This is a genomic window from Burkholderia sp. THE68, assembly GCF_009938265.1.
In the GTDB taxonomy this organism is placed as follows: Bacteria; Pseudomonadota; Gammaproteobacteria; order Burkholderiales; family Burkholderiaceae; genus Caballeronia.
Genome location: NZ_AP022317.1, coordinates 540887 through 563384, shown reverse-complemented (window position 1 = coordinate 563384; position 22498 = coordinate 540887). Strand labels below are relative to the sequence as shown.

The 22498-nt window shown below is 62.8% G+C and carries 23 protein-coding genes; 13 read left to right on the top strand and 10 right to left on the bottom strand.

Features of this window, described 5'->3' with window-relative positions; translation table 11 throughout:
- Positions 1–13 precede the first annotated feature (13 nt).
- On the bottom strand, positions 14–409 hold the full coding sequence (locus BTHE68_RS23890; protein WP_225936372.1) for a hypothetical protein: 396 nt from the start codon (positions 407–409) through the stop codon (positions 14–16).
- A gap of 450 nt (positions 410–859) precedes the next feature.
- Between BTHE68_RS23890 and BTHE68_RS23885 the strand changes: the two genes are divergently transcribed.
- The 10 genes from BTHE68_RS23885 (at position 860) to BTHE68_RS23840 (ending at position 10791) form a co-directional block, all read left to right on the top strand.
- Positions 860–2095, top strand: coding sequence for an urea ABC transporter substrate-binding protein (locus BTHE68_RS23885; RefSeq protein ID WP_162068766.1), 1236 nt, complete (start codon positions 860–862; stop codon positions 2093–2095).
- 63 nt (positions 2096–2158) lie between these two features.
- On the top strand, positions 2159–3028 hold the full coding sequence (locus BTHE68_RS23880; protein WP_162068765.1) for an ABC transporter permease subunit: 870 nt from the start codon (positions 2159–2161) through the stop codon (positions 3026–3028).
- A 9-nt stretch (positions 3029–3037) separates the two neighbouring features.
- Positions 3038–4108 (top strand): ABC transporter permease subunit, encoded by a 1071-nt coding sequence (locus BTHE68_RS23875; RefSeq protein WP_162068764.1) that lies wholly within the window; start codon positions 3038–3040, stop codon positions 4106–4108.
- Positions 4105–4815 (top strand): ABC transporter ATP-binding protein, encoded by a 711-nt coding sequence (locus BTHE68_RS23870; protein WP_162068763.1) that lies wholly within the window; start codon positions 4105–4107, stop codon positions 4813–4815. The genes BTHE68_RS23875 and BTHE68_RS23870 overlap by 4 nt, the downstream gene beginning before the upstream one ends.
- Positions 4812–5519, top strand: a complete 708-nt coding sequence (locus tag BTHE68_RS23865; protein WP_162068762.1) for an ABC transporter ATP-binding protein — start codon at positions 4812–4814, stop codon at positions 5517–5519. The genes BTHE68_RS23870 and BTHE68_RS23865 overlap by 4 nt, the downstream gene beginning before the upstream one ends.
- Positions 5520–5532: 13 nt before the next feature.
- Positions 5533–6519 (top strand): acetamidase/formamidase family protein, encoded by a 987-nt coding sequence (locus BTHE68_RS23860; RefSeq protein ID WP_162068761.1) that lies wholly within the window; start codon positions 5533–5535, stop codon positions 6517–6519.
- A gap of 87 nt (positions 6520–6606) precedes the next feature.
- Positions 6607–7761 (top strand): transporter substrate-binding domain-containing protein, encoded by a 1155-nt coding sequence (locus BTHE68_RS23855; protein WP_162068760.1) that lies wholly within the window; start codon positions 6607–6609, stop codon positions 7759–7761.
- 1 nt (position 7762) lies between these two features.
- Positions 7763–8413: an ANTAR domain-containing response regulator gene (locus BTHE68_RS23850; RefSeq protein ID WP_162068759.1), complete on the top strand. Its 651-nt coding sequence runs from the start codon at positions 7763–7765 to the stop codon at positions 8411–8413.
- A 42-nt stretch (positions 8414–8455) separates the two neighbouring features.
- The gene (locus BTHE68_RS23845; protein WP_162068758.1) at positions 8456–9220 is read left to right on the top strand and encodes an SDR family NAD(P)-dependent oxidoreductase; all 765 of its coding nucleotides are present in this window, start codon (positions 8456–8458) and stop codon (positions 9218–9220) included.
- Positions 9221–9249: 29 nt separating this feature from the next.
- Entirely contained in the window at positions 9250–10791 is a 1542-nt protein-coding gene (locus BTHE68_RS23840) for an amidase (protein WP_162068757.1), read from the top strand.
- A gap of 90 nt (positions 10792–10881) precedes the next feature.
- Here the strand turns inward: BTHE68_RS23840 and BTHE68_RS23835 are convergent, their stop codons facing one another.
- The gene (locus BTHE68_RS23835; RefSeq protein ID WP_162068756.1) at positions 10882–12006 is read right to left on the bottom strand and encodes an MFS transporter; all 1125 of its coding nucleotides are present in this window, start codon (positions 12004–12006) and stop codon (positions 10882–10884) included.
- 205 nt (positions 12007–12211) lie between these two features.
- Between BTHE68_RS23835 and BTHE68_RS23830 the strand changes: the two genes are divergently transcribed.
- A complete protein-coding gene (locus tag BTHE68_RS23830) occupies positions 12212–12553 on the top strand; it encodes an ArsR/SmtB family transcription factor (RefSeq protein WP_162068755.1) in 342 nt (113 codons plus the stop codon).
- 15 nt (positions 12554–12568) lie between these two features.
- Here the strand turns inward: BTHE68_RS23830 and catA are convergent, their stop codons facing one another.
- From catA to BTHE68_RS23795, 7 genes are read right to left on the bottom strand one after another with little or no spacing between them, the layout of a single operon-like run.
- Positions 12569–13477 (bottom strand): catechol 1,2-dioxygenase, encoded by a 909-nt coding sequence (catA, locus tag BTHE68_RS23825; protein ID WP_162068754.1) that lies wholly within the window; start codon positions 13475–13477, stop codon positions 12569–12571.
- Between the two features lie 19 nt (positions 13478–13496).
- Positions 13497–14561 (bottom strand): NADH:ubiquinone reductase (Na(+)-transporting) subunit F, encoded by a 1065-nt coding sequence (locus tag BTHE68_RS23820; protein WP_162068753.1) that lies wholly within the window; start codon positions 14559–14561, stop codon positions 13497–13499.
- Positions 14562–14575: 14 nt separating this feature from the next.
- On the bottom strand, positions 14576–14938 hold the full coding sequence (locus tag BTHE68_RS23815) for a phenol hydroxylase subunit P4 (RefSeq protein WP_162068752.1): 363 nt from the start codon (positions 14936–14938) through the stop codon (positions 14576–14578).
- A 22-nt stretch (positions 14939–14960) separates the two neighbouring features.
- Positions 14961–16550, bottom strand: coding sequence for an aromatic/alkene/methane monooxygenase hydroxylase/oxygenase subunit alpha (locus tag BTHE68_RS23810; protein WP_162068751.1), 1590 nt, complete (start codon positions 16548–16550; stop codon positions 14961–14963).
- Between the two features lie 31 nt (positions 16551–16581).
- On the bottom strand, positions 16582–16854 hold the full coding sequence (locus BTHE68_RS23805) for an MmoB/DmpM family protein (RefSeq protein WP_162068750.1): 273 nt from the start codon (positions 16852–16854) through the stop codon (positions 16582–16584).
- On the bottom strand, positions 16847–17854 hold the full coding sequence (locus BTHE68_RS23800; RefSeq protein WP_162068749.1) for an aromatic/alkene monooxygenase hydroxylase subunit beta: 1008 nt from the start codon (positions 17852–17854) through the stop codon (positions 16847–16849). Before BTHE68_RS23800 ends, BTHE68_RS23805 begins: the two co-directional genes overlap by 8 nt.
- A gap of 23 nt (positions 17855–17877) precedes the next feature.
- Positions 17878–18147 (bottom strand): phenol hydroxylase subunit, encoded by a 270-nt coding sequence (locus BTHE68_RS23795; RefSeq protein WP_162068748.1) that lies wholly within the window; start codon positions 18145–18147, stop codon positions 17878–17880.
- 442 nt (positions 18148–18589) lie between these two features.
- Here BTHE68_RS23795 and BTHE68_RS23790 point away from each other — a divergent pair, with 442 nt between their 5' ends.
- Together BTHE68_RS23790 and BTHE68_RS23785 are read left to right on the top strand one after the other, a co-directional pair.
- Positions 18590–20329, top strand: a complete 1740-nt coding sequence (locus BTHE68_RS23790; RefSeq protein ID WP_162069167.1) for a sigma-54-dependent Fis family transcriptional regulator — start codon at positions 18590–18592, stop codon at positions 20327–20329.
- 41 nt (positions 20330–20370) lie between these two features.
- A complete protein-coding gene (locus tag BTHE68_RS23785; RefSeq protein WP_162068747.1) occupies positions 20371–21216 on the top strand; it encodes a DUF3667 domain-containing protein in 846 nt (281 codons plus the stop codon).
- Between the two features lie 16 nt (positions 21217–21232).
- Here BTHE68_RS23785 and BTHE68_RS23780 read toward each other — a convergent pair whose 3' ends face one another.
- On the bottom strand, positions 21233–22486 hold the full coding sequence (locus BTHE68_RS23780) for an MFS transporter (RefSeq protein ID WP_162068746.1): 1254 nt from the start codon (positions 22484–22486) through the stop codon (positions 21233–21235).
- Positions 22487–22498 lie beyond the last annotated feature (12 nt).

The following is a 22498-nucleotide window of genomic DNA, read 5'->3' as shown; positions in this document are numbered from 1 at the left end:
GATCAGGCGCGCATCAATCCGCGCCTATCCGATAATTGCCCGTCTTCTTGCCGACGAAGTTGTACGAGCCCTTCTCGGCGGGAAGCTGCTGTACCTGCTGCCAGTCGAGTTCGCCCTTTATGCCCTTGTACTTGCCCGTTCCCGAGCCCAGCACCGCTTTTCCCGCAGGCGTGCCCGCCGCGTGACTGAAGGTCTCGACGAAGTTATCGCCGTCCTTGTCCGTGAAGACGCAGAATCCGTTGGCAACGCCCGCGCTGAAACCCGCTTCGACGCAGCGCGCGGTGATGTTCTGCATCAGCGGTGTCTTCCTGTTCTCGGCGAAGCCCATGGTCGCTTCGGATAGATAGACGGCGTTATCCGTTCCGACCGGCGTCTCCTTTACATCGCGCCAGAATGCCGTAAAGGTCACATCTATCGGCCCCTGCTTTGGAATCGATTGTGACCATCCGAAAGTGCTCGTCAGCAGGGTTGCAGAAAGCGCAACAATCCGCATGCTCGCACGACGCGTGAGCCTTTTCATATCGCACCCGGTCACAGACCCATGGCTGAGCAATGCTTAAAGTTATAGAGCTTTCGAGTTGAAAGTTCTAGTTTCAGCGCGTGCTGAGCCGCCCAAAACAGGACTTCGAACGAATTTCTGCTGTGACGAATGGACGATCCAGAAGCCGTCGGCGATTTTTTTCCGGCGTTGACAAATAAAAATACGGCGCCTTAGACTCTGCACATCCCGCGAGGCCTGACAAAGACGTCCGCCCGAGGATCCGGCACAGAAGCCCCCTGACGAACCACCGGTTCGTCAGGGGGCTTTTTTTTGTCCGCATTTTCCCTGTTCTAGCGTTCACTTCTCTGGAGAATCCGCATGTTGCTGAAGCCGTCGGGCTGGATGCGTCTCGCCCTCACCGCAGGACTTGCAATGACGTCGCTCGCATCGAGCGCGGCCGACCCCGTGAAGATCGGCCTGCTGGAGGACGCCTCGGGTAACTTCGCACTGGCGACCATACCGAAGATCCACGCCACGCAACTCGCGGTCGAAGAGATCAACGCGAAGGGCGGCATCCTCGGACGTCCCGTGACGCTGATCGCCTACGACACGCAATCGGACAACACCAAGTTTCAGGAGCTTGCACGGCGCCTCGTCCAGACGGACAAGCCGGATGTGATCTTCGGCGCTTTCTCCAGCGCGTCGCGCGAAGCGATCCGCCCGATCATGGACCGCGCGCATCAGCTCTACTGGTACGACAACCAGTACGAAGGCGGCGTCTGCGACACGAACACCTTCGTGACCGGCGCGGTGCCGGAGCAGCAATTCTCGACGCTCATTCCCTGGATGATGCAGAAGTACGGCAAGAAGGTGTACACCATCGCCGCCGACTACAACTTCGGGCAGATCTCCGCGGAATGGGTGCGCAATATCGTCAAGGAAAACGGCGGCACCATGGTCGGCGAGGAATTCATTCCGCTCTCGGTATCGCAGTTCGGCCAGACGATCCAGAACATCCAGAAGGCCAAGCCGGATTTCGTGGTCACGTTGCTGGTCGGGGCGAATCAGGCGTCGTATTACGAGCAGCAGGCTTCGGCGCATCTGAATCTGCCGATGGCGAGCTCCGTCAACGTCGGTCAGGCGTATGAGCACAAGCGCTTCAAACCGCCCGCGCTCAAGGACATGTACGTGACGGCGAATTACGTCGAGGAAGTCGATTCGCCCGCGAGCAACGACTTCAAGAAGCGCTTCCACGCGAAGTTCCCGAACGAGCCGTATATCAATCAGGAAGCGGCGAACGCCTACGACGCCATCTATCTCTACAAGGCCGCCGTCGAAAAGGCCAAGTCGACGAATCAGGATGCAGTGCGCAAGGCCCTCGAGAGCGGCGACATCTGCACGGAAGGCGCGCAAGGCAAGGTCTGCATCGATCCGAAGAGCCATCACGCGAGTCACACCATCTATCTCGTGCACGTGAAGGAAGATCACTCCGTCGATATTCCGAAGGTCTGGAACGACGTGCAGCCGTACTGGCTCGGCAAGGTCGGCTGCGATCTGCCGAACAAGCCGGATCACCGTCAGTACACGCCGTCGAATCTGCCGAAGAAGTCCTGATCCGGGCCGGCGCGCGCTCGAACGGACACGTGCGCGCGCCGGTCTCCTGAACGTGGGGCAAGCATGGCCACCTTATCGGTTCTCTATTCGCTGATCTATCAGTTCGGCGACAACTTCGCGTATCTGGTGCTCGCGGCGCTGGGTCTCGCGGTGATCTTCGGCATGATGGGCGTCATCAATCTCGCGCATGGCGAGTTCATCATGTGCGGTGCGTACGTCACGATCATCGCGGCCAAGCGCGGCGTGCCGCTGCCGCTTGCGATGCTGCTCGGCGCGTTCGCGGCGGCGCTCGCGGGCGTGGTCATCGAACGGCTCGTCATTCGACACCTGTACGACCGCCTGTTCGATTCCGTCGTGGCGACGTGGGCGATCAGTCTCATCGTGCAGCAGACGATGCTGCTCGTCGCCGGTCCGTCGATCGAAGGCATCGGCACGCCGTTCGGTTCGTTCTCGCTCGGCGACTACTCGTTCTCGACGTATCGCGCCGTGCTGCCGGTCATCGCGCTGGCGATCCTGTTCGGGCTCTATCTGCTGTTCTTCAAGACGAACTACGGCGTCTGCGCGCGCGCGACGATCCAGAACGCGAGCATCGCGCAATGTCTCGGCCTGCGCACGGACCGGCTCTATACGCTGACCTTCGCGCTGGGCGCGGGCCTGGCCGGACTCACCGGCGCGCTCTACGCGCCGACCATGACCGCGGTCCCGACGATGGGCAGCAACTTCATCGTGCAGGCGTTCGTGTCGGTGGTCGTCGGCGGGGCGAACGTCATCGCGGGAACAACGCCGGCCGCCGGCGTGCTCGCCATCATCCAGACCGCGCTGACGGCGTCGTATGGCCAGTTGTTCGGGCAGATCGGGCTGCTGGTCACGGTCATCGTCGTGATCCGGCTGATGCCGCAGGGCCTCGGCAATCTCTTCACCCGCTTGCGCTAGGAGGCAGACGTGAAGCAATCGAAGGTACCTCCGGCGCTCGCGCTGCGTTACGCGCCGTGGCTCGTGGCGCTGTGCCTGCCCCTCGTCGTCGATGCGAACACCAGCGGCAATCTCGCTTACTGTCTGCTGTGGGCGTTCAGCGCGCTCGGGCTCGCCGCGATGTGGGGCTACGGCGGCATTCTGTCGTTCGGACAGACCGCGTTTTTCGGGCTGTCGGGCTACAGCTACGGCATCTTCACGCTGAACTACGGCGACACATGGTTCCAGTCGTGGCTCGGCCTCGGCGCGGGACTGGCGGTGAGCTTCGTCGCCGCGGCGCTGATCGGCTACATGATCTTCTATGGCCGCATCAAGGGCGTGTTCATCGGCATCGTCACGCTGTCAGTGACGCTCGTGCTCGAAACCTTCATGTCGCAGACGGCCGGGCCGCAATGGGCGATCGGCGAAGCGCGGCTGAACGGCTACAACGGCATGGGCGGCATGCCGCAACTGACGATTCCCTGGCCGGGCGGACCGCTCACGCTGGAGAACGCGAGCTTCTATTACCTCGTGCTGCTGCTGCTGATCGCGGTCTATGCCGCGATGCGCAAGCTGCTCGACGGCACCTTCGGGCTCACGCTCATCGCCATACGCGAGAACCCGCAGCGCGCGGAGATGCTGGGCGTCGATATCCGCCGTCATCAGTTGCTGGTGTTCGTGCTCGGCTGCACGCTGGGCGGACTGTCGGGTGCGCTGTACACGATCTGGGGCGCCTACATCACGCCATCGACGATGGGGCTCACCGCCGCCGCGATGCCCGTCATCTGGGTCGCGACCTCGGGCAGGAAGAGCATCGGCGGGACCATTCTCGGCACGGCGCTGCTCGTCTGGCTCTCGCAGAATCTGGCGGTGTACGGCAGCCAGTATGCGTTGATCCTGCTCGGCGCGATTCTGCTGATCGTCGTGCTGGCCGCGCCCGAAGGCCTGCTGCCGTTCGTCACGCGGCAACTGCGGCGCGTGGCGTGCCGCGTGAAAGGCCGCGCGAACGGCGGCGCGCGTCACGCGGGCGCGTGTCTCAAGCGAGAGGAGGGCAAGTCATGACCACGCTGCTGGAAACGCGCGGGCTCAAGAAGCATTTCGGCGGCGCGCATGTGATCAACGGGATCGACTTCAAAATCGACGCAGGCGAGATTCGCTGCGTGATCGGGCCGAACGGCGCGGGCAAGAGCACGTTCTTCAAGCTCATCACGGGTGAGCATCGGCCGTCGGAAGGCAGCGTGATGTTCCTCGGCCAGGACATGAGTCATGTGCTGCCGCACGAACGCATCCGCATGGGCATGAGCATCAAGTTTCAGATTCCCGGCGTGTTCCCGGACCTGAGCGTGCGTCAGCACCTGCAACTGTCGCTGCATCGCGCGAAGGACGACCGCGCCGAAAGCCTCGACGAACTCCTGCGGCGCTTCATGCTGGAGCACGAGGAGCACGTGCTGGCGCGCAATCTGTCGCACGGCAAGAAACAGTGGCTCGAAATCGCGATGGCCGTGTCGCTGCGCCCGAAGCTGCTGTTTCTCGATGAACCCGTGGCGGGCATGTCGGTCGAGGAGACGCATGCGACGGGCGAACTCATCAAGCGTCTGTCGGCAGCCGGTCTCACGATGATGGTGGTCGAGCACGACATGACCTTCGTCAGGCAGATCGCCTCGCGCGTCACGGTGCTGCATGGCGGGCGTCTGCTCGCCGACGGCCCGCTCGACGAGATCCTCGCACGCGACGATGTCGCGGAAGTCTATCTGGGGAAGCGGAAATGAGCGCGTTGCTCGAAGTGTCGGGTGTGGAAGCGGGGTACGGCGGCGGGCGCGTGCTCAATGGCGTGTCGTTCGGCGTCGGGCCAGGCGAGGTGCTCGCGCTGATCGGGCGCAACGGCGTCGGCAAGACCACGCTGATGCGCGCGCTGATCGGTCTCATCCGGCTCGACGCCGGTTCGATCGGCCTGGACGGCACGGCGATCGGTCACGAGAAACCGTACGTTCGCGCGCAAAAGGGCATGGGCTACGTGCCGCAGGGCCGCGAGATCTTCGGTGCGTTGACGGTCGCCGAAAACCTGCAGGTCGGCGCGCAGGCGAATCGCGCGCAGGCGGCGCGGATGAAGGAGAAAGTCGTCGGCTATTTTCCTATTCTTGAGAAGCGTTACCAGCAGAAAGCCGGGACCATGAGCGGCGGCGAACAGCAGCAGCTGGCGATCGCGCGTGCGCTCATCAGCTCGCCGAAGGTGCTGCTGCTCGACGAGCCGTCGGAAGGCATTCAGCCTTCGATCGTCGATCTGATCGGCGAGACGCTGCAGCAGATCGCGCGCGAGACGGGCATCGGCGTGGTGCTCGTCGAGCAGGACATCGGCATGGTCGAGCGCATCGCGACCCGCTGCTGCGTGATGGACAAGGGCCGTATCGTCGAGACACTGAGCCCCGCGCAGCTCGGGGACGAACAACTGATTCGCCAGTATCTGGCACTGTGACGGAGAGCGGAACATGAAATGGCTTGAAGATTCGATCATGATGAAGCGCGGTGTCGGCGCCGGTCGTGAGCCGGTGGAGCACCATCTCACCGAGGAGATGCAGAAGACTTATCACTACACCATCGGCCCATACTCGCAGCCCGTGCTGCACGTCAAGCCGGGCGATCGCGTCGTGGTCGAAACGCGCGATGCGTTCGAAGGCAAGATCAGGGAAGAGACGGACAAGCCATCGCAAGTTCTGCAGGTGCCGTTCCTCAATCCGCAGAACGGACCGATCATGATCGAAGGCGCCGAGAAGGGCGACGTGATCGCGGTGCACATCGAGAAGATGTCGCCGCGCGGCGACGATCCGCACGGCTTCTGCTGCATGATCCCGAACTTCGGCGGGCTGACCGGCACCGACTACACCGCGCTGCTCAACGAGCCGCTGCCGGAAGTGGTGCGCAAGATCAGGATCGACGAGGAGAACGTGTACTGGAGCAAACGCAACACCCTGCCCTACAAACCGCATATCGGCACGTTGAGTCTCTCGCCCGAGATCGATTCGATCAACTCGCTCACGCCCGATAATCACGGCGGCAACATGGACGTGCCCGACATGGGGCCGGGCAGCATCACGTATCTGCCGGTGCGCTCGCCGGGCGGACGGCTTTTCATCGGCGATGCACACGCCTGTCAGGGCGACGGCGAAGTCTGCGGCACGGCCGTCGAGTATCAGAGCACGACGACGGTGCGCGTCGATCTCATCAAGCAGTGGAAGATCGACTGGCCGCGGCTCGAGAACGAGGACGCACTGATGAGCATCGGCAGCGCGCGGCCGCTGGAGGACGCGACGCGCATCGCCTATCGCGAACTGGTACTGTGGATGGCTGCGGAATACGGCTTCGACAAGTGGGATGCGTACATGATGCTGAGCCAGGTGGGCCGTGTGCGCCTCGGTAATTTTGTCGATCCAAAATATACGGTTGGCGCGATGGTCGCCAAGCGGTACCTAAAGTAACGCGCTGGAGTACGGATTCGTCAGCATCAGTCAGAAGAATCAAAGCGCGGGGCGCCGCTCCGCGCGCATTCGAGAGCGTGTCACGAAATGACCTTGTCCGATCCCATCCGAGTGGGCCTGCTTTGCTCGACGAGCGGTTCGACCGCCTTGCTCGAACAGTCTCAATGGCGCGGCGCGAGCCTCGCCATTGAGGAGATCAATGCGCGCGGCGGCATCGGCGGACGGGAGCTCGTCGCTCTTCATCTGGACCCCGGCTCCGACCCGGCCGCGTTCCGTGAGCTCGCCGAGCGCCTGATCCTGAAGGATGGCGTCAACACCATCTTCGGCGGTTATACGTCGAGCAGCCGCAAGGCAATGCTGCCCGTCGTCGAAAAGCACAACCGGCTGCTGATCTATTCCCAGCAGTACGAAGGTTTCGAGTATTCGGACAACATTATCTATAGCGGAGCGTCGCCGAATCAGAACGGCGTGCAGCTCGCGGACTTCATGACGGAGACGTTCGGCGCGCGCGTCTATTTCGTCGGTTCGCGCTACGTCTATCCGTACGAATGCAATCGAACGATGCAGGAGTTGCTGCTGCAACATCCCGAAGGCGCGATTCTCGGCGAGCGTTATCTGCCGCTCGACGCCACGCGCGAGCAGTTCGCGCAGGTCGTCGCCGACATCAGGCGCAAGTCGCCGGACTGGATCTTCAGCACGGTCATCGGTGCGACCGTGCCTTATCTCTACGATGCCTATGCACACGCGGACTTCGATCCGGCCAGCATGCCGATCGGCAGTCTGAATACCTCCGAGACCGAGATTCATGCGATGGAGCGCGGCATCGCGGCTGGGCACTACACTGCCGCGCCGTATTTCCAGAGCATCGATACGCCGGAGAATCATCGCGCGGTGCGGCGTCATCAGGCGCGCTTCGGCGCGGATACGCCCACCGACATGAACTGGGAGGCCGCGTACTATCAGATGCACATGTTCGCGCAAGCGTATGCGCGCGCGGGCTCGGACGAAATCGGGACCATCATGCCGCATCTGCTCGGTTCGGAGTTCGCCGCGCCGCAGGGCCGCGTGCGAATCGATCCCGTCAATCATCACATGGCGCTCTATCCGCGCATCGGCCGCGCCAATGCGGATGGCCAGTTCACCATCCTGCGCGAATCGAAGTTCGCCGTCGGGCCCGATCCGTACATGACGCGCCAGACGCTCGGCGACTGGGTCACGAAGTTGAGCACGCGGGACTACTGACGTGAGCGCGCGCGCGGACAGAGGCCAGCGTAGTCTCACGAGCTCCATCCTCGAGCGCAATGCGCGCGTGGTCGTCTTCCATCCGGACGACGACGACGGCCTGACGCTCACGAATCATCTGCGGCGCATGGGTTTTCAGGTCGAGCGATGCTGGCCGCCGCAGGACACGCTGCCCGACCGGACCGATCTGGTGTTTCGCGCGCTGCTGCCGGAGGAACGCGCGCCGGCGGGCGAGTGGTCCGGGCCGGATGCGCCGCCCGTCATCTGCGTGGTGGCGTATGAGAATCCGACCTTCATCGATCAGGCCATCAAACTGGGCGCGGACGGCATCGTCACGACGCCGATCCGTGCGTCGGGGCTGCTGTCGACCGTGGTGATGGCGCTGTATCACGCGAAGCGGTTGCGTCAGCATACGCAGCGCATCGCCAAGCTCGAACAGAAGCTGCTCGACAGCCGGCATCTGCAGGAAGCCAAAAACATTCTGATGACCATGCATCGCGTGAGCGAACGCGAGGCGTACGACATGCTGCGCGCGCAGGCAATGGAAAAGCGCGTGACCATCGACGATATCTGTCACTCCGTCATTCAGGCGGGTGAAGTGCTGCAGATCGCGCGCGGCATGGCACCGGAGGACGGGCGCGAGCCACAGTGAGCGCCGTCACAGCGTTATTCCATCGACACAGGAGCGACGAACATGGACCTGCATTTGAAGGGCTTGAAGGCGATCGTGACCGGCGGCACCAAGGGCATCGGTCTCGCGATCGCGCGAACGCTGGCCGCCGAAGGCGCGGATGTCGCCATTTGCGCGCGCGACGCGGCGAGCGTGCAGTCGACCGCGAACGCGCTGGCGGAACTGGGCGGCGCGCGCGCATCGGGCGAGGCCGTCGACGTGTCGAATGGCGCCGCGCTGAAGGCGTGGGTCGGGCGCGTCGGCGCGGACTGGGGCGGGCTCGATATCGTCGTGGCCAATGTGAGCGCGCTGGCCATCGGCAACGACATCGAATCGTGGCGCAAGGAGTTCGAGACGGATCTGCTCGGCACCGTCAATCTCGTCGATGCCGCCATGCCGTTTCTCACCGCGAGCAAGGCCGCGTCGATCGTCGCGATATCGAGCGTTTCGGGTCGCGAGATCGACTTCGCCGCGGGCCCGTATGGCGTGTTCAAGGCCGCGCTCGTGCACTACATGCAGGGGCTCGCGAATCAGCTTGCGTCGAAGGGCATTCGCGCGAATACGGTCTCGCCCGGCAATGTGTACTTCGAAGGCGGCGTGTGGGACTGGATCGAGCACAACGATGCGGCGCTGTTCGAGCGCGCGCTCGCGCTGAATCCAACCGGACGCATGGCCCGGCCGCAGGAAATCGCCAACGCGGTGGCGTTCATCGCGAGTCCGGCGGCGAGTTTCGTGAGCGGGGCGAACTTCGTGGTCGACGGTGCGCTCACGCGCGGCGTGCAGCTCTGAGGCGCGGGTCAACTTCACAGGAGCATCGAATGGCGACAGGCAGTGCGATGGACATCGATCTGGACGGTCTCACCGTCGAAACCGTGCAAGAGGGTTTTCGGACCGGCAGGTTCACGGCCGAGCAACTGGCGCGCGCCTCTTTCGAGCGGATCGCGCGCCACAACGCGAAGGTCAACGCGCTGATCTTCCTGAACCCGGCGGCCATCGACGATGCACGCGCGATCGACGCACGACGCGCTGCCGGCGAACGGCTGGGGCCGCTCGCGGGCGTGCCGGTCGTCATCAAGGATCCGATGGACATGGTCGGCTTTCCGACCACGGCGGGATGGGCGAAGCTGTACAGCAAGACCGGCGGCATCGATCTGATGCCCGAACGCGACGCGCCGGTCGTCGCGCGCATGCGGCGCGCGGGCGCGATCATGCTCGGCAAGACCAACGTGCCGGTGTTGAGCCATACCGGCACGCATGCGAACGATAGCTGGGCGGGACCGACGCTCAACGCCGTGATGCCGGACCGCGTACCGGGCGGCAGCAGCGCGGGGACGGCGTCGGCGGTGGCGTCGGGCATGGCGGTGCTCGGGCTCGCCGAAGAAACCGGCGGATCGATTCAGAATCCGGCGTCGGCGCAGGACCTCGTCGGCATCAAGCCGACCATCGGGCTGGTGCCGAACGCCGGTGTTGTGCCGCTGTCGGGCAATCGCGATGTGGTCGGGCCGATCGCCCGGAATGTCAGGGATGCTGCGCTGTGTCTCGACATCCTCGCGGGATATTCGGGCGAGGACCCGAAGACGCTCGCGAGCGTTGGCCGGCAGCCGGAAGGCGGCTATGCGGCGGGGCTGGACCGGAACGCGCTCGCCGGCAAGCGGATCGGCCTGTACGGCCCGGGATGGCGCGCCCAGCCGCTTTCCGATGAAGCCGCGACGCTGTACGAGCGCGTGAAGGGCGAACTGCGCGCGCTCGGCGCGACCCTGATCGACGATCCGTTCGAAGGCTCCGGATTCGCCGGATTGCGCAAGCCGACCCATCCACTTCACAACTTCGATGCGCGCGGTCTCGAATCGATTCCGCACGATCTCGAGAAGTATCTGGCGCGGTTGGGCAAGCATGCGCCGCTGAAAACCTTCGCGGCATTCGCCGACGCGACCAAGGACGATGATCCTTTCGGCCCGGACGGCGTGCTGCGCTATCTGCACAGTCTCGCGGACTTCAGGGCGGCGCTGGCCGATCCGTCGATGCCGCCCGACTTGCCCGAGTTCGTCGAACTGAAGGCGCGTTATCTAGGCATCTTCGAGAGCGTCATGATCGGGCATCGACTCGATGCGCTCGTCTTTCCGCAGATGCGATGCGAACTGCCCGCGCTTCATGGGAAGGAGACCATTCAGGAAACGACGGTGGGCGAGATCAATATCGCGGGGCTGCCGGGGATTGCGGTGCCGGCGGGGTATTACGCATCGGGTTCGCCGTTCGGATTGATCTTCGTTGGCCGCTTGTGGGATGAGGCGGCGTTGCTTGGGTATGCGTACGCGTATGAGCAGGGTGCGGGGCGTCGGAAGGCCATAGAAAATCTGTGAAGCCCGATATCGAGCGCGGCGAGCAGATTGTCGACGGCGAGATGGGCGTTCGCACGGTGTGTCGCGATCGAAGCGATCCCGCGGCACGCGTTAGCGCGCGCTTGCCGCGCTCATCCGTCGTTCATCCTGCAGCATCACCGTAACGATCACGCCCACGCACGCAAGCACCGACGCGACGATAAACACGCCCTGCAGCGATCCATACCAACCCGGAATACGTCCCCCGATGGCATTGCCCAACGTCGTACCCAAACCGAGGAAAACATTGGCGACGGCGAAAACCCTGGTCGCCGACTGAGGCTCGATGGTCTTGCTGATATAAGCGGGAATAAGGCCGTAGATGGCATAGAACGACCATCCGAAACAAACGGCAGCCGCGCGCAACTGCCAGAGTTCTGTCTGAAAAGCGATCAGGATGGCTGAAAAGGCGAGCGTGGCATAAGAGACGATGAGCGCGATCCGCACGCCGACCTTGTCCGCGAGCACGCCAGCCAGAAATCCACTGAAAAGCCCGGTCACGCCGATGATCGACCAGAGCTGTCCGATCGTCTCCAGTGAACGTCCACGCTCTTCGGTCAGAAAGCTCGACAGGTAGTTTTGCCACGGCCCGCAGACCACTCCACCAAGCGCCAGCAGTATCCAGACGGTCAGATTGCGCGCCGTGACGATGCGGCCTGACTCGCCGGGTCCGCGATCATCGATCGAACCCGGCGACACGTCGCGGACGAATACGTGAGAGGCGAGCAATCGGAGCGTCACGAATCCGAGCAGCATGACCGTGAGCGACACTGCGCCCGTCACGAGCCATACCGAACGCCAGCCGTGGCCCGTCAGAAGCCACGGCACGAGCATGGCGTTGGCCAGTTGGCCGTAGGCCGTGCCACTCGATACCAGCCCGTTGACGCGAGACCGGTAAGCAAACGGGACGGAGGTCGAAATCGCGCCGACGGTCGGAACGATCATGCAGGCCGCTGTCGCGCCGAGACCGGCCATAACGACCGCGCCCTGCAGAACGTTCTGAATCCTCGCGAAGACCAGCAGCAACAGGCCCGACGCAGCGACAGCGCTCACGATGACCCAGCCCGCGCCAAAACGCCTCGTCAGAAGCGGACAGAGCAGGGCGGCGACGAGATACGCAATCTGTGCTCCCCCGGTTGCGATACCCATCGCGGCATAATCGAATGCGATGCTCTCCCGCATCGCGGTGACGATCAAACCGAAGAGATAGATACCGAAGCCGAACGCGACCGCCGTGTAGAGCGTGAAAACGACAGCAATACCGATTGCACGCGTGGCGCTACCCGCTTCGGAGCAAGCGATTGCATCCGTCTCCATGGCCGGTTATCCTATATCGATTGAAATCAATATAGGTCTATTTCTATATTCGATGCGTCAACGTGTCAAGGAGAAACGCCGACCTATGCCGAGATCGACCACCGCGCATGAGAAGCGGCTGCATGAGGCCCTGAACGCGCTTTCGAACCGCCACCGATTCACGATTCTGATCTGGCTGACCGATCCGCAGAAGCATTTCCCTCCGCAGCAGGACGGCGACCTCGTCGAGGACGGCGTCTGCGTCGGGGTCATCACGGAGAAGATCGGTCTGAGCCAGCCGACGGTGACCACGCATATGCAGGCTCTTGCAAACGCAGGGCTGGTCACCTCCAAGAAGATCAAGAACTGGGTCTACTACAAACTGGATGACGCCGCGATCGAACGCTTTCTCGGCGATCTTGGTCAGGTTCTGCGCCGGCCTCGATGAATACGCCGTCGCCCTTCAGGCCGCGGCGCGTGCGCGCTGCACTTGCGTCGTCGGCACGTCGCCGCGTTCGCGCGACAGCGTGAAATCGAAGTCGATCAGCGCGAAATTGCCCGTCACGCCGTAAGGCTCGCCCTGCGCGCCCTCGGCCTTCTTGAGCTCGGGCACGAGACCATCGCGCGTGGCGAACGCGAAGTCGTCCCACAGATACGGATCGTCTTCGATATTGATCTGCGTCGTCAGCTTGCGATAACCCGGCGACGACACGAAGAAGTGGATATGCGCGGGCCGGTGACCATGCCGCCCGAGCTGATCGAGCAACTGCTCGGTCTTGCCGCCCGGCGGCACGCTGTATCCCACCGGCACGACGCTGCGGAAGCTGTAGCGGCCTTGCGCATCGGCGCGGATCGAGCCGCGCAGATTGAACGCGGGCTGCGACGCGTCGAAGTACGAGTAGCTGCCCAGATGATTCGCGTGCCATACCTCGACCAGCGCGTGAGCGAGCGGCTTGCCGTCATCGCCCAGCACGCGGCCGCGCATCACGAGGGTCTGGCCGGGATCGGCGCCGTCGTCGATGCGCGCATGCCCATCCGACTCGGGAGCGCCCGCGACATACAGCGGTCCTTCGATCGTGCGCGGCGTGCCGCCTTCCATGCCCGCCTTCTGCTCCGCTTCGTCGAGCCGCAGGTCGAGAAAATGTTCGAAGCCGAGTCCCGCCGCGATCAGGCCGAATTCCCCGCGCTTGCCCGTCTCGGTCAGGAAATTGAGCGCGGTCCAGAATTCGTCCGGCGTAACATCGAGGTCCTCGATCGTATGAAACAGATCCCGCACGACGCGGTTGACGATGGCCTTCGTGCGCGGATTGCCTTCGCTCGTCGCGCTGTCGTTGATCGTTTGCAAGAGGGCGTCGATCGTATCCTGGTTCATGGCTTGTCTCCGTATGTATTCAGATCGATTTGAACAGCGGACTTTTCGCGAGCGCCTCGGCGCCGTCCGCGCTGGTGAGAAACTTCTCCGTATAGATGTCGCGCTCGAATAGCTGACCCTGCATCAGCGTGCGGATCGCCGCTTCGATCATCACGGGCGGCCCGCACAGATACGCCTTGTGTCCGCGAAAGACGTTGTCGAAATGGGCCTTCGCCGCGTCGTGCACATAGCCGCGAAAACCTTGCCATGGCGAATCCGCCGCTTCATCGGACAAAGCCGGCACGTAGGTGAAATTCGCGTGCTCGCGTTCGAGTTGCAGAAACAGCTCGTGGTAGTAAAGCTCCGCGCGATTGCGCGCGCCATAGACGAGCGTGATCTTGCGCGCGTCGTTCTCTTCGAGCATGTCGATCAGCATCGATTTCGGACTCGACAGGCCCGAGCCGCCCGCGATCAGGATCACCGGCTGCGGGTCCGACTTGCGCACGAAGAAGCGCCCATACGGACCGCTGAAGCGGATCTCGTCGCCGGCGCCGATCCGTTCGTGCAGATAGCCCGTGCCCTTGCCGCCGGGCACCCGCCGCACGTTCAGCTCGATGACCGTGCGCGACGCGGGCTTGTCAGCCAGCGAAAACGCGCGCGGCATGTCCTCGCCCGGTATGTGCACGTTCACGTACTGCCCAGCCTGAAACTCGATGCCGTGGCCGTCCAGTTCGACGAAGATGCCTTTGATCGTCGGCGTGAGATCGATCATCTCCTTCACGCGGCCGGTGTAGTCGCGCACGGGAAAGTGCTGAGCGTCCTCGTCTTCGTCGATATCGGCTTCAATCGTCAGATCCGATTGCGCGGTCGCACAACAGGCGAGACACTTGCGCTCGTCGCGCTCGAAGTCCATCAGCGCGAACGGCGAAGCCTGCCCGTGCTCGATCTCGCCGTCCAGCACCTGCACCTTGCAGGTGGCGCACAGGCCGTGACAGCACGCATGCGGCAGCCATACGCCCGCGCGCATGCAGGCGTCGAGTATGGTCTGCTCGTCTTCGATCTCGATGGTCTGCCCGATCGGCTCGATGGTCAGTTGATAGCTCATCGCATCATCTCCTGCTAGCTGCACGATCCGCCGATGCCGTTCAATCCCGGCGTGCGGAAACGAATGACCGCCTTGTGGCCGAGACCGTTCTCGCCGATGGTCGCATCGAAATCGGGCGTGAACGGCTGGCCCGACCTGAACCATTCGGCGGCGCGCAAATCGGCCTTGCGCCAGTCCGGATGCGAGGCATACATCGCCGGCAGCATCTCGTCGACGAGTGCCCGGAACGGCGTGGCCGCTTCGACCGGAATGCAATGCGGCGCGCAGAACATCAGATGATCTTCCCAGCCGACGAAGAGCAACTGCTTGCCGCGATAGTTCTCGACGCGATCCCTGATCTCGCCTCTATAGCCTTCCTTCAGCGCGATGACTGACATGATTCGTCTCCTGTGTTGTGCGTTACGCGGCCTGCTGATTCGCTTCGGGCGCTTCCTCGCCGCCGTGGCTCGGCTTGCCGGTCCAGCGCAGCCAGTTCGCGCGATCGGGCGAGTCCTCGAACTCGTGGCCATCTTCGCCTGCGTGAATGTGGTAATAGCGCAGCACTTCACGCATCGGATCGAAGTCCGGCGCGGCCGGATCGGCATCTTCGGGGAAGCAGTTGCCCTGATAGATCTGCTGCACGGGCATCCAGGCCTGCACGTATTTCTCGGGCTCGTTGTCGAAAATGTCCTTGCAGCCGTCTGAACAGAAATGGAACTTGTTGCCGAGGTAATCGCTCTCGCGATAGCAGATCTTGGTCGGGTCGTCGGGCTCGGTGAAGGCCATCGGGATCTGGCAGGTCTGACACAGCATCGGCAGCGTGTCGTTGTAGAAGCGGCGGCCGGCCTTCTGCTCATCGCGCCAGTATTCGAGGCGCGGGCGATACAGCTTGTCGAACGTGACCGGATACTTTTGCGCGAGCCACTGCATTTCATCGTCGGAAGGAATCCACGTGTGCAGCGCCGCCGCGTGCGTGTAGTTGTAGAAGATGCCCCACGCTTCGTGAGAGAGGCGGTCTTTCTCCTTCATCGCGACGTCGTGATATTTCGGCATGCGAATGCCATAGCGTTCGAGGTCGTGAAAGAGCGCGCCGCCATTCTTCTCGAAGTAGGTTTCCCACGCTTCCTGCCACGACATGATCCGCTTGGGCAGCATGTAGTCCATCATCATCGCGACGAGCGTGAGCAGCCGATAGCCGCGCCAGAACCACTTGTCGATCCACTTCTGGATGATCGGCACGTTGCCCGGGTCCTGCTCAAGCAGGAACTTCACGACTTCGAGACCGAGCGTCATGTGGCGCGATTCGTCGGACTGCGCGGAGAAGCCGAACGTGACCGTCGCCATGTCGCCGTTGAACGCCGCGCCCGACATGAACGGCATGAACAGCAGATTGGTCAGCACGTATTCGAACGAGAACGAGATGGCCGTCACGAACTCGAACGGGCCGGCGCTCATCGCGTCCTCGAAGTACGACTTCGGCACGGACAGGTACCACACGCGGTCGTGCATGTGCCTGAAGTCGTGAAAGCCGTTGAAGTACTTGTTGTAGTGGCTGATCGTATGCACCTGCGTCTGCGCATGACGCAGTTCATCGATCGCCTGCATCTGGCACGCGATGCGCGCGCCCGCGCCGCGAAAGTTGCGACCCGCGAGCGCGAAGCCGCGATGCGCCGCATATTCGAGCGGGCTCACGCCGGTCAGAAAGAGCTTGAGCGCGTTGATATAGCGCGGATCGGTGACGTTGAACTGGCCGTTGTTCTGCTGGAACGCGTCGATGATCGCGTAGAGCTTGCGCTCCTTTTCGCCCTGGTACTTCCAGTACGCGTCCATCGTGAGACGGAACGGGTCTTCCCACTTGTCCCAGTCGTGCACCTTGATGCCTTCGAAGCGGTCGTAGGGGAAAACTTCGTCCATCGGCTGATAGGTGGTGTCCCAGCCGAGGCCGCGCGTGAGCATCGCGTAGTTTTCCTTGATGCTCAGCTTCTTCGGCGTGTTCGGTTGTGTGCTCATTTGCCTGTCTCCTTAGTCCTTATGTCGCCGCTCAGGCTGTCCATTCGAGGATGAATTCGTCGTCGGTTTCGTCGATGTTGCCGCCGAGCGAGATCAGATTCAGTTGCAGTTCTCGCAGGTCGAAGTCGCGGCCGATGATCCCTTCGATCGACTCGCGCCTGATCACGAGCCTGCCGACCGCGTCGATCTTGACCATTGCCGGAAAATGACTCACGACAGCGTGCGGGTTGTCCGCTTCGATCGCTTCGATGATCGGCCGCGAATCGTCGTTGGCCTGCAACGCGATGAATACGGAATCAGCCATGGCTCACCTCCACGCCCTGTTTCGCCATGCGCGCGTCGAACGCCTGCGCGATCGCTTCGAGCGCGTGATGCGCGTCGTCATCGAGACCAACGATTGCGAGCGGCTTCAACGCGTCGAGCACCGCGCCGCGCCACTTCGAGGTCCATTGCGCGAGCAAGGCCGCGTTGGCCGGCGATTGCGCGGCGGCGGTCTTGATGGTCGCGTCGACCCAGCGGCTCGTCTCGTCGAACCATGCGCTCGCGAACTCGTTGAGCATGCCGAGTCCCGGACCGTGCAGACGCGCGATGCGCTCATCGATGTGCCGGTACACGAGCGGATACAGCAGGCCATCGAGCACGACGTTCTGCGCGACGAAGGTTTCGAACCAGTCCTTCACGACCATCGTGTCTTCGACGACGCGGCGCAGGCCCTGCCACATCGGATCGTCGAGCCAGCGTTGCTTGCCTTCCACGAGCGACGTGCCCTGATTGCCGTCGAGCGCAAGCCCGATGCGCGACAGATACTGTGCGATGCCGAGCCGGTCCATGCAATGGAACATCGTCGCCTGCGTGATGGCCGTGCCCCAGCCGTAAGCGGTCACGAAGCAGTTGTTGGTGTTCGCCGCCCATTCGACGTGACGCAGCGGCACCATGAGCGTGGCGATATGCGCCTTTGCTTCGTCGGAGAGATCGGTGAGCAGACGGCGCTTCGCGACGAACTCGAGGTTCTTCTCCATCGTCTCCTGCTGCTTCGCACGCGTGGTCGTGTACGCGCCGTAGTAGTACTGGCGCGGGTCCTTGAACGCATACCAGTCGTTCATCACGATTGCCGTGCGGCCTTTGTCGTACAGCTCGAACTCCGGCTGCCACAGCGGGCGATAATGAAAATTGACCTCGGGCTGAAGGTCGAATGTCGCTTCCTGATAACGCGACGCGGGCTTGTCCGCGCCGAGCCGGCGCGCGACATGCGAGAAGGTCTGCCGCACCTGCTCGACTGCTGAAGTCTTGATGTCGATCTGCATTCGTCACTCCTTCGGTTCGGAAATCATTCAGAGAGTCCGGGCTGTCCGTAACGCCACTTCGACTGATCAAGATCGAGCTGCGCGCCTTCGTCGCGCGTCAGATGGATCACGCGATTCGCGCGGCAGAACGACTGGTATTCGCGCAGCGGCATCACCAGTTCGACGCTCAGCGCCGGATCGCCGATGGAGAAGTCGAACTCGACGAAGCCATCGTCGCGCTGCTCCCTGAAGCGCACGAAGCGCCGGGTGATGTCGAATGCGCGCGGTGGCCGCGCATAGGCGGGCAATTGCATCGCTGTCTCCTTGGGTCTTGTGTTCGCCGCCGGCCCGGATCGATGAACGATTTGATCGAGAACCGGTGTGCGCTCCCTATAAGGCAACAGGCATGCCAGTCGATCGTTGCAGGCGAAGGGATCGGCGTACGCGATCGCGGCGATAGCCGCATGGGGCGCGGCTCTCGGGGCATTGCCATGTCTGCGCGGGCACGCGGCGGCGTGCGGCCACGAACGGAATCGAGTTGATGAAATGCTCGAAAAGCGCGTGATTCGCCGCGCGGCGATTCGATCAAATCCGCATCAGGGATCACACTAGTACCGCGCGCGATGACGACGCCACGGCATTGCGCGGCACGCGCACATCGCCTATCGTGGTGCCATGAAAACATCCCCACGGCAGGAGACACGCGCAATGCCACGCCGCGAGAAAGCGCCTTTGAAAGAGCAGGAAGGCCTGTCGATGGTGGCGCCCAAGGGCGGTCCCGTCGACAGTCTTCGCTATCCCGACATCGCCGATCTGATGTCGCGCCTGCACTTCTCTCCCGGCGACGGGCGCATCTGGCTCGACGAACAACGCATGCTGCTCGTGCATACCGGCGCGATGGGCACGATGCGCCGCGAGCTGATCGAGAGTCTCGGCATCGACGCCGCGCGCGGACTGCTCACGCGCATGGGCTATAACTCCGGCGCGCGCGATGCTGAGCTCGCGCGGCGTGTTCGCCCCGAGAACACCATCACGGAAATGTTCGCGGTCGGGCCACAGTTGCACATGCTCGAAGGCATGACCATGGTCGAGCCGGTGCGCCTCGAGATCGATGTCGAGCGCGGGCAGTACTACGGTGAATTCATCTGGAAAAACTGTGCGGAGGATGAGGAGCACGTACGCATCTACGGCATCGGCGCGGAGCCGGTGTGCTGGACGCAGCTCGGCTATGCGGCCGGTTACACGAGCGTGTTCATGGGAAGGCCGATTCTCTATCGCGAAGTGGAATGCCGCGCGCTCGGCCAGCCGCATTGCCGCATCATCGGCAAGCCGGTGGAGGAATGGGGCGAGGAAGCCGCCGACGATCTGCGCTTCATGCAGGCGCAGACGTTCACCAAAGGACTGTCCGCATCGGGCGCGGCGAGCGAAGGCGCGTTCGGCGACGTGAACATGGTCGGCGCATCGCCGGGCTTCAACGCGGTATGCCACATGATCAAGCGTGTCGCGGGCACGCGCGCGACGGTGCTGTTCCTCGGCGAGAGCGGCGTCGGCAAGGAAGTGTGCGCGCGCACGCTGCACCGGATCAGCGCGCGCGGAGACGGCCCGTTCGTCGCGGTGAACTGCGCGGCGATTCCCGAGGCGCTGGTCGAATCCGAACTCTTCGGCGTGGACAAGGGCGGCTATACCGATGCCACGCAAAGCCGCCCCGGACGCTTCGAGCGCGCGCACGGCGGCACGCTGTTTCTCGACGAGATCGGCATACTCAGCATGACCGCGCAAGGCAAGCTGCTGCGTGCGCTGCAGGAGGGCGAGATCGAGCGCGTCGGCGGAACGGAGACGAAGCGCGTCGATGTGCGCGTGGTCGCCGCGACGAACCTCGATCTGCGCGATGAAATCCGTGCGGGGCGCTTTCGCGAGGACCTGTACTTCCGGCTGAACGTCTTCCCGATTCGCGTCCCTTCACTGCGCGAGCGCCGCGAGGATCTGCCGGTTCTGCTCAATCACATGCTGCGCAGATATCGCGAGCGGCACGAGCGCGATGTCACCGGCTTCACGCCGCGCGCACTCGATGCACTGCTGAACTACGGCTGGCCGGGGAATATCCGCGAGCTGGAGAACATCGTGGAGCGGGGCGTGATTCTCGCCAACGACGGCGGTGCGATCGATATCGGCCATCTCTTCACGAGCGGCGAGAGCATCGTGACGGAGACGTTCGGCATCGGCGACGATGGGTCGCTGATGGCGTCGCACGCGTTGTCGGCACGCGCGGACGATGCGGGTGGCGACGAGGTCGAGCGTGTTACGCGCAAGGTCAACAGCCTGCTGCTGGGAATCGGCGGCGATGTGGAGCCCACATCGCTCGACGATATCGAAACTGCGTTGCTCAGGAGCGCGGTGCAGCGCGCCGACGGCAATCTGTCGGCGGCGGCGCGCACGCTCGGCATCACACGGCCGCAACTGGTGTACCGTCTCAAGAGCCGGGGATTGCGCCTCTAGCGATGAAGGGTAGGTGTACGACCGGTCCAATGGAGGACATCATGCCTGCGACCGAACCCTGGATATGTCCGACGTGTGCCCATCATGTCACCACACCTTTTTGCCCGATGTGCGGCGAAAGCCCGCTTCGGCCTCCCGATCTGACGTTGCGCGGGATCGGCGCGAAGGTACTGCACGCGGCGACGAGCATCGACGGACGACTGCTGCGTACGTTCTGGGTTCTGCTGCGTCATCCAGGCGAGCTGACGGTCGCGCATCTGAATGGAAAGCGCATGCCTTTCGTGCCGCCGTTCCAGTTGTTCCTGGTCGCAAATGCGTTCTTTTTCGCGTTGCAGTCCCTGACCGACACGCAGGTGTTCGGCTCGACGCTGGAGTCTCATCTCTATCATCAGGACTGGAGTCCGCTGGCGCGCTCGCTGGTGGCGGAGCGCGTCGCGAGATTGCGGACGGACGTGGCGCAGTACACGGCAACGTTCGACCGTGCGGCGGTGCTCAATGCCAAGTCGCTGATCATTCTCATGGTGGTTCCGTTCGCTTTGTCGTTGCGGATGATCTTTCTACGCTCGCGCAAGCCGTTCGTCACCTTTGTCTATTTTTCTCTCCATCTCTACGCGTTCCTGCTATTGGTGTTCTCGCTCGCGCTGGCCGTCGCGGCCATCGATATTCACCTGGGCGGACTCGGACTCAGTTCGCCATTCATCGACAACCTTCTGTCGGTCGTCAATCTCTGCTTCTGCGGAGGCTATATCTTTCTTGCGATCAAACCCGTCTTCGGCTCGCGCGGTAAAGCGAGAGTCGTTCAGGCCGTGGCAATGGCACTGGTGGCGGGTCTGATCGTTCTTGGTTATCGATTCACCATCTTTCTGGTCACGCTTTATACGACGTAACGGTGAAATTCGTGCATCAGTCCAATGCGACGGCCGGCGCCTGCACGCGCTTCCGAGCCGGTGCCGTCTCTTTCAGGCAGAGCGCGACGACAAGTCCGATCGCGAGCGCGGCGAGCCCGAGATGCATGATGTACTGAATGCCGAAGTGCTTCGCGATATAACCCGCGATCGCCGGTGCGAGTCCACCACCGAACACTTCTCCGATGCCGACCACCAGACCCGAAGCCGTCGACATCAGTTTCGCCGGCACCGATTCCGCACTCAACGGCCCCACCGTCAGGGTGATCATGCTGAAGACGAACAGCAGTGTGAGCGTAAGGTAAGTGAACAGCAACGTCGGATTCGCACCGGTCCACATGAGAAGAAGCAGAAAGAGCGCCGCACCGATTACGGAGAAGATCATGACCGGTTTTCTCCCGAGCTTGTCGGAGAGAGCGGGCATGACGAGCGTGCCGAGCGTGCCGCCGAAACCGATTGCCGAGAGCACATAACCCATCTGCTGCATGCTCAGATGAAGATAGTCGATCAGATAGCTGGGGAAAAGCGCGCTCAGCACGACGAGGCACGTGAGCCAGCACAGCATGCCGACGATGTTCAACGAGATGTTGCGGTAGCGAAAGACGTCGGTCCACTTGTGGCTGGTGGCGTCGTGTGTGGCGGTGTGCTGTGCAGCGGATGAAGCCTTCGTGTCGCGCAGCACCTTGAACATCAGGTAAGCAACCAGCAAACCCGGAATCGATACCACCGCGAAAATCCAGTGCCACGGCAAGACTTTGAGCAGCTGTGTCACGAGGATCGGCGCGATGCCCAGACCGAAGAGAGGCAACGCCATCTGCTGAATGCCGATATTGCGCCCGTGGCGCGTCGGCTTCGATGCGTCGAGCGTCGCGATGATGCTGGCAGGCGTGTACGCGCCCTCGGCAAAGCCCATCACCGCGCGAATCAGGATCAGCGAGCCGACGCCCGTCGCAAGTCCGCTCAGGCCCGCCAGCAGCGAGAACACGATGATCGCCGGAATGATGACCTTGCGATGGCCCGCGCGGTCGGACAGGTTGCCCATGAACATCGCCGACACGCCCCACGCGACGGCGAGCGCGCCGGTGATGTGTCCGAGGTCCTGATAGTCGAGATGCAGTTCCGTCATCATGACGGGAAAGAGCGGCATGATCATGAACCGGTCGATGCCGACCAGTCCAAAGCCCAGCGACAGCAAGGCCACGGCTTTCCACTCATAGGCGGTATCCCACCTCGAACCGGTGTTGTATTCCATGTTTGCAATCTC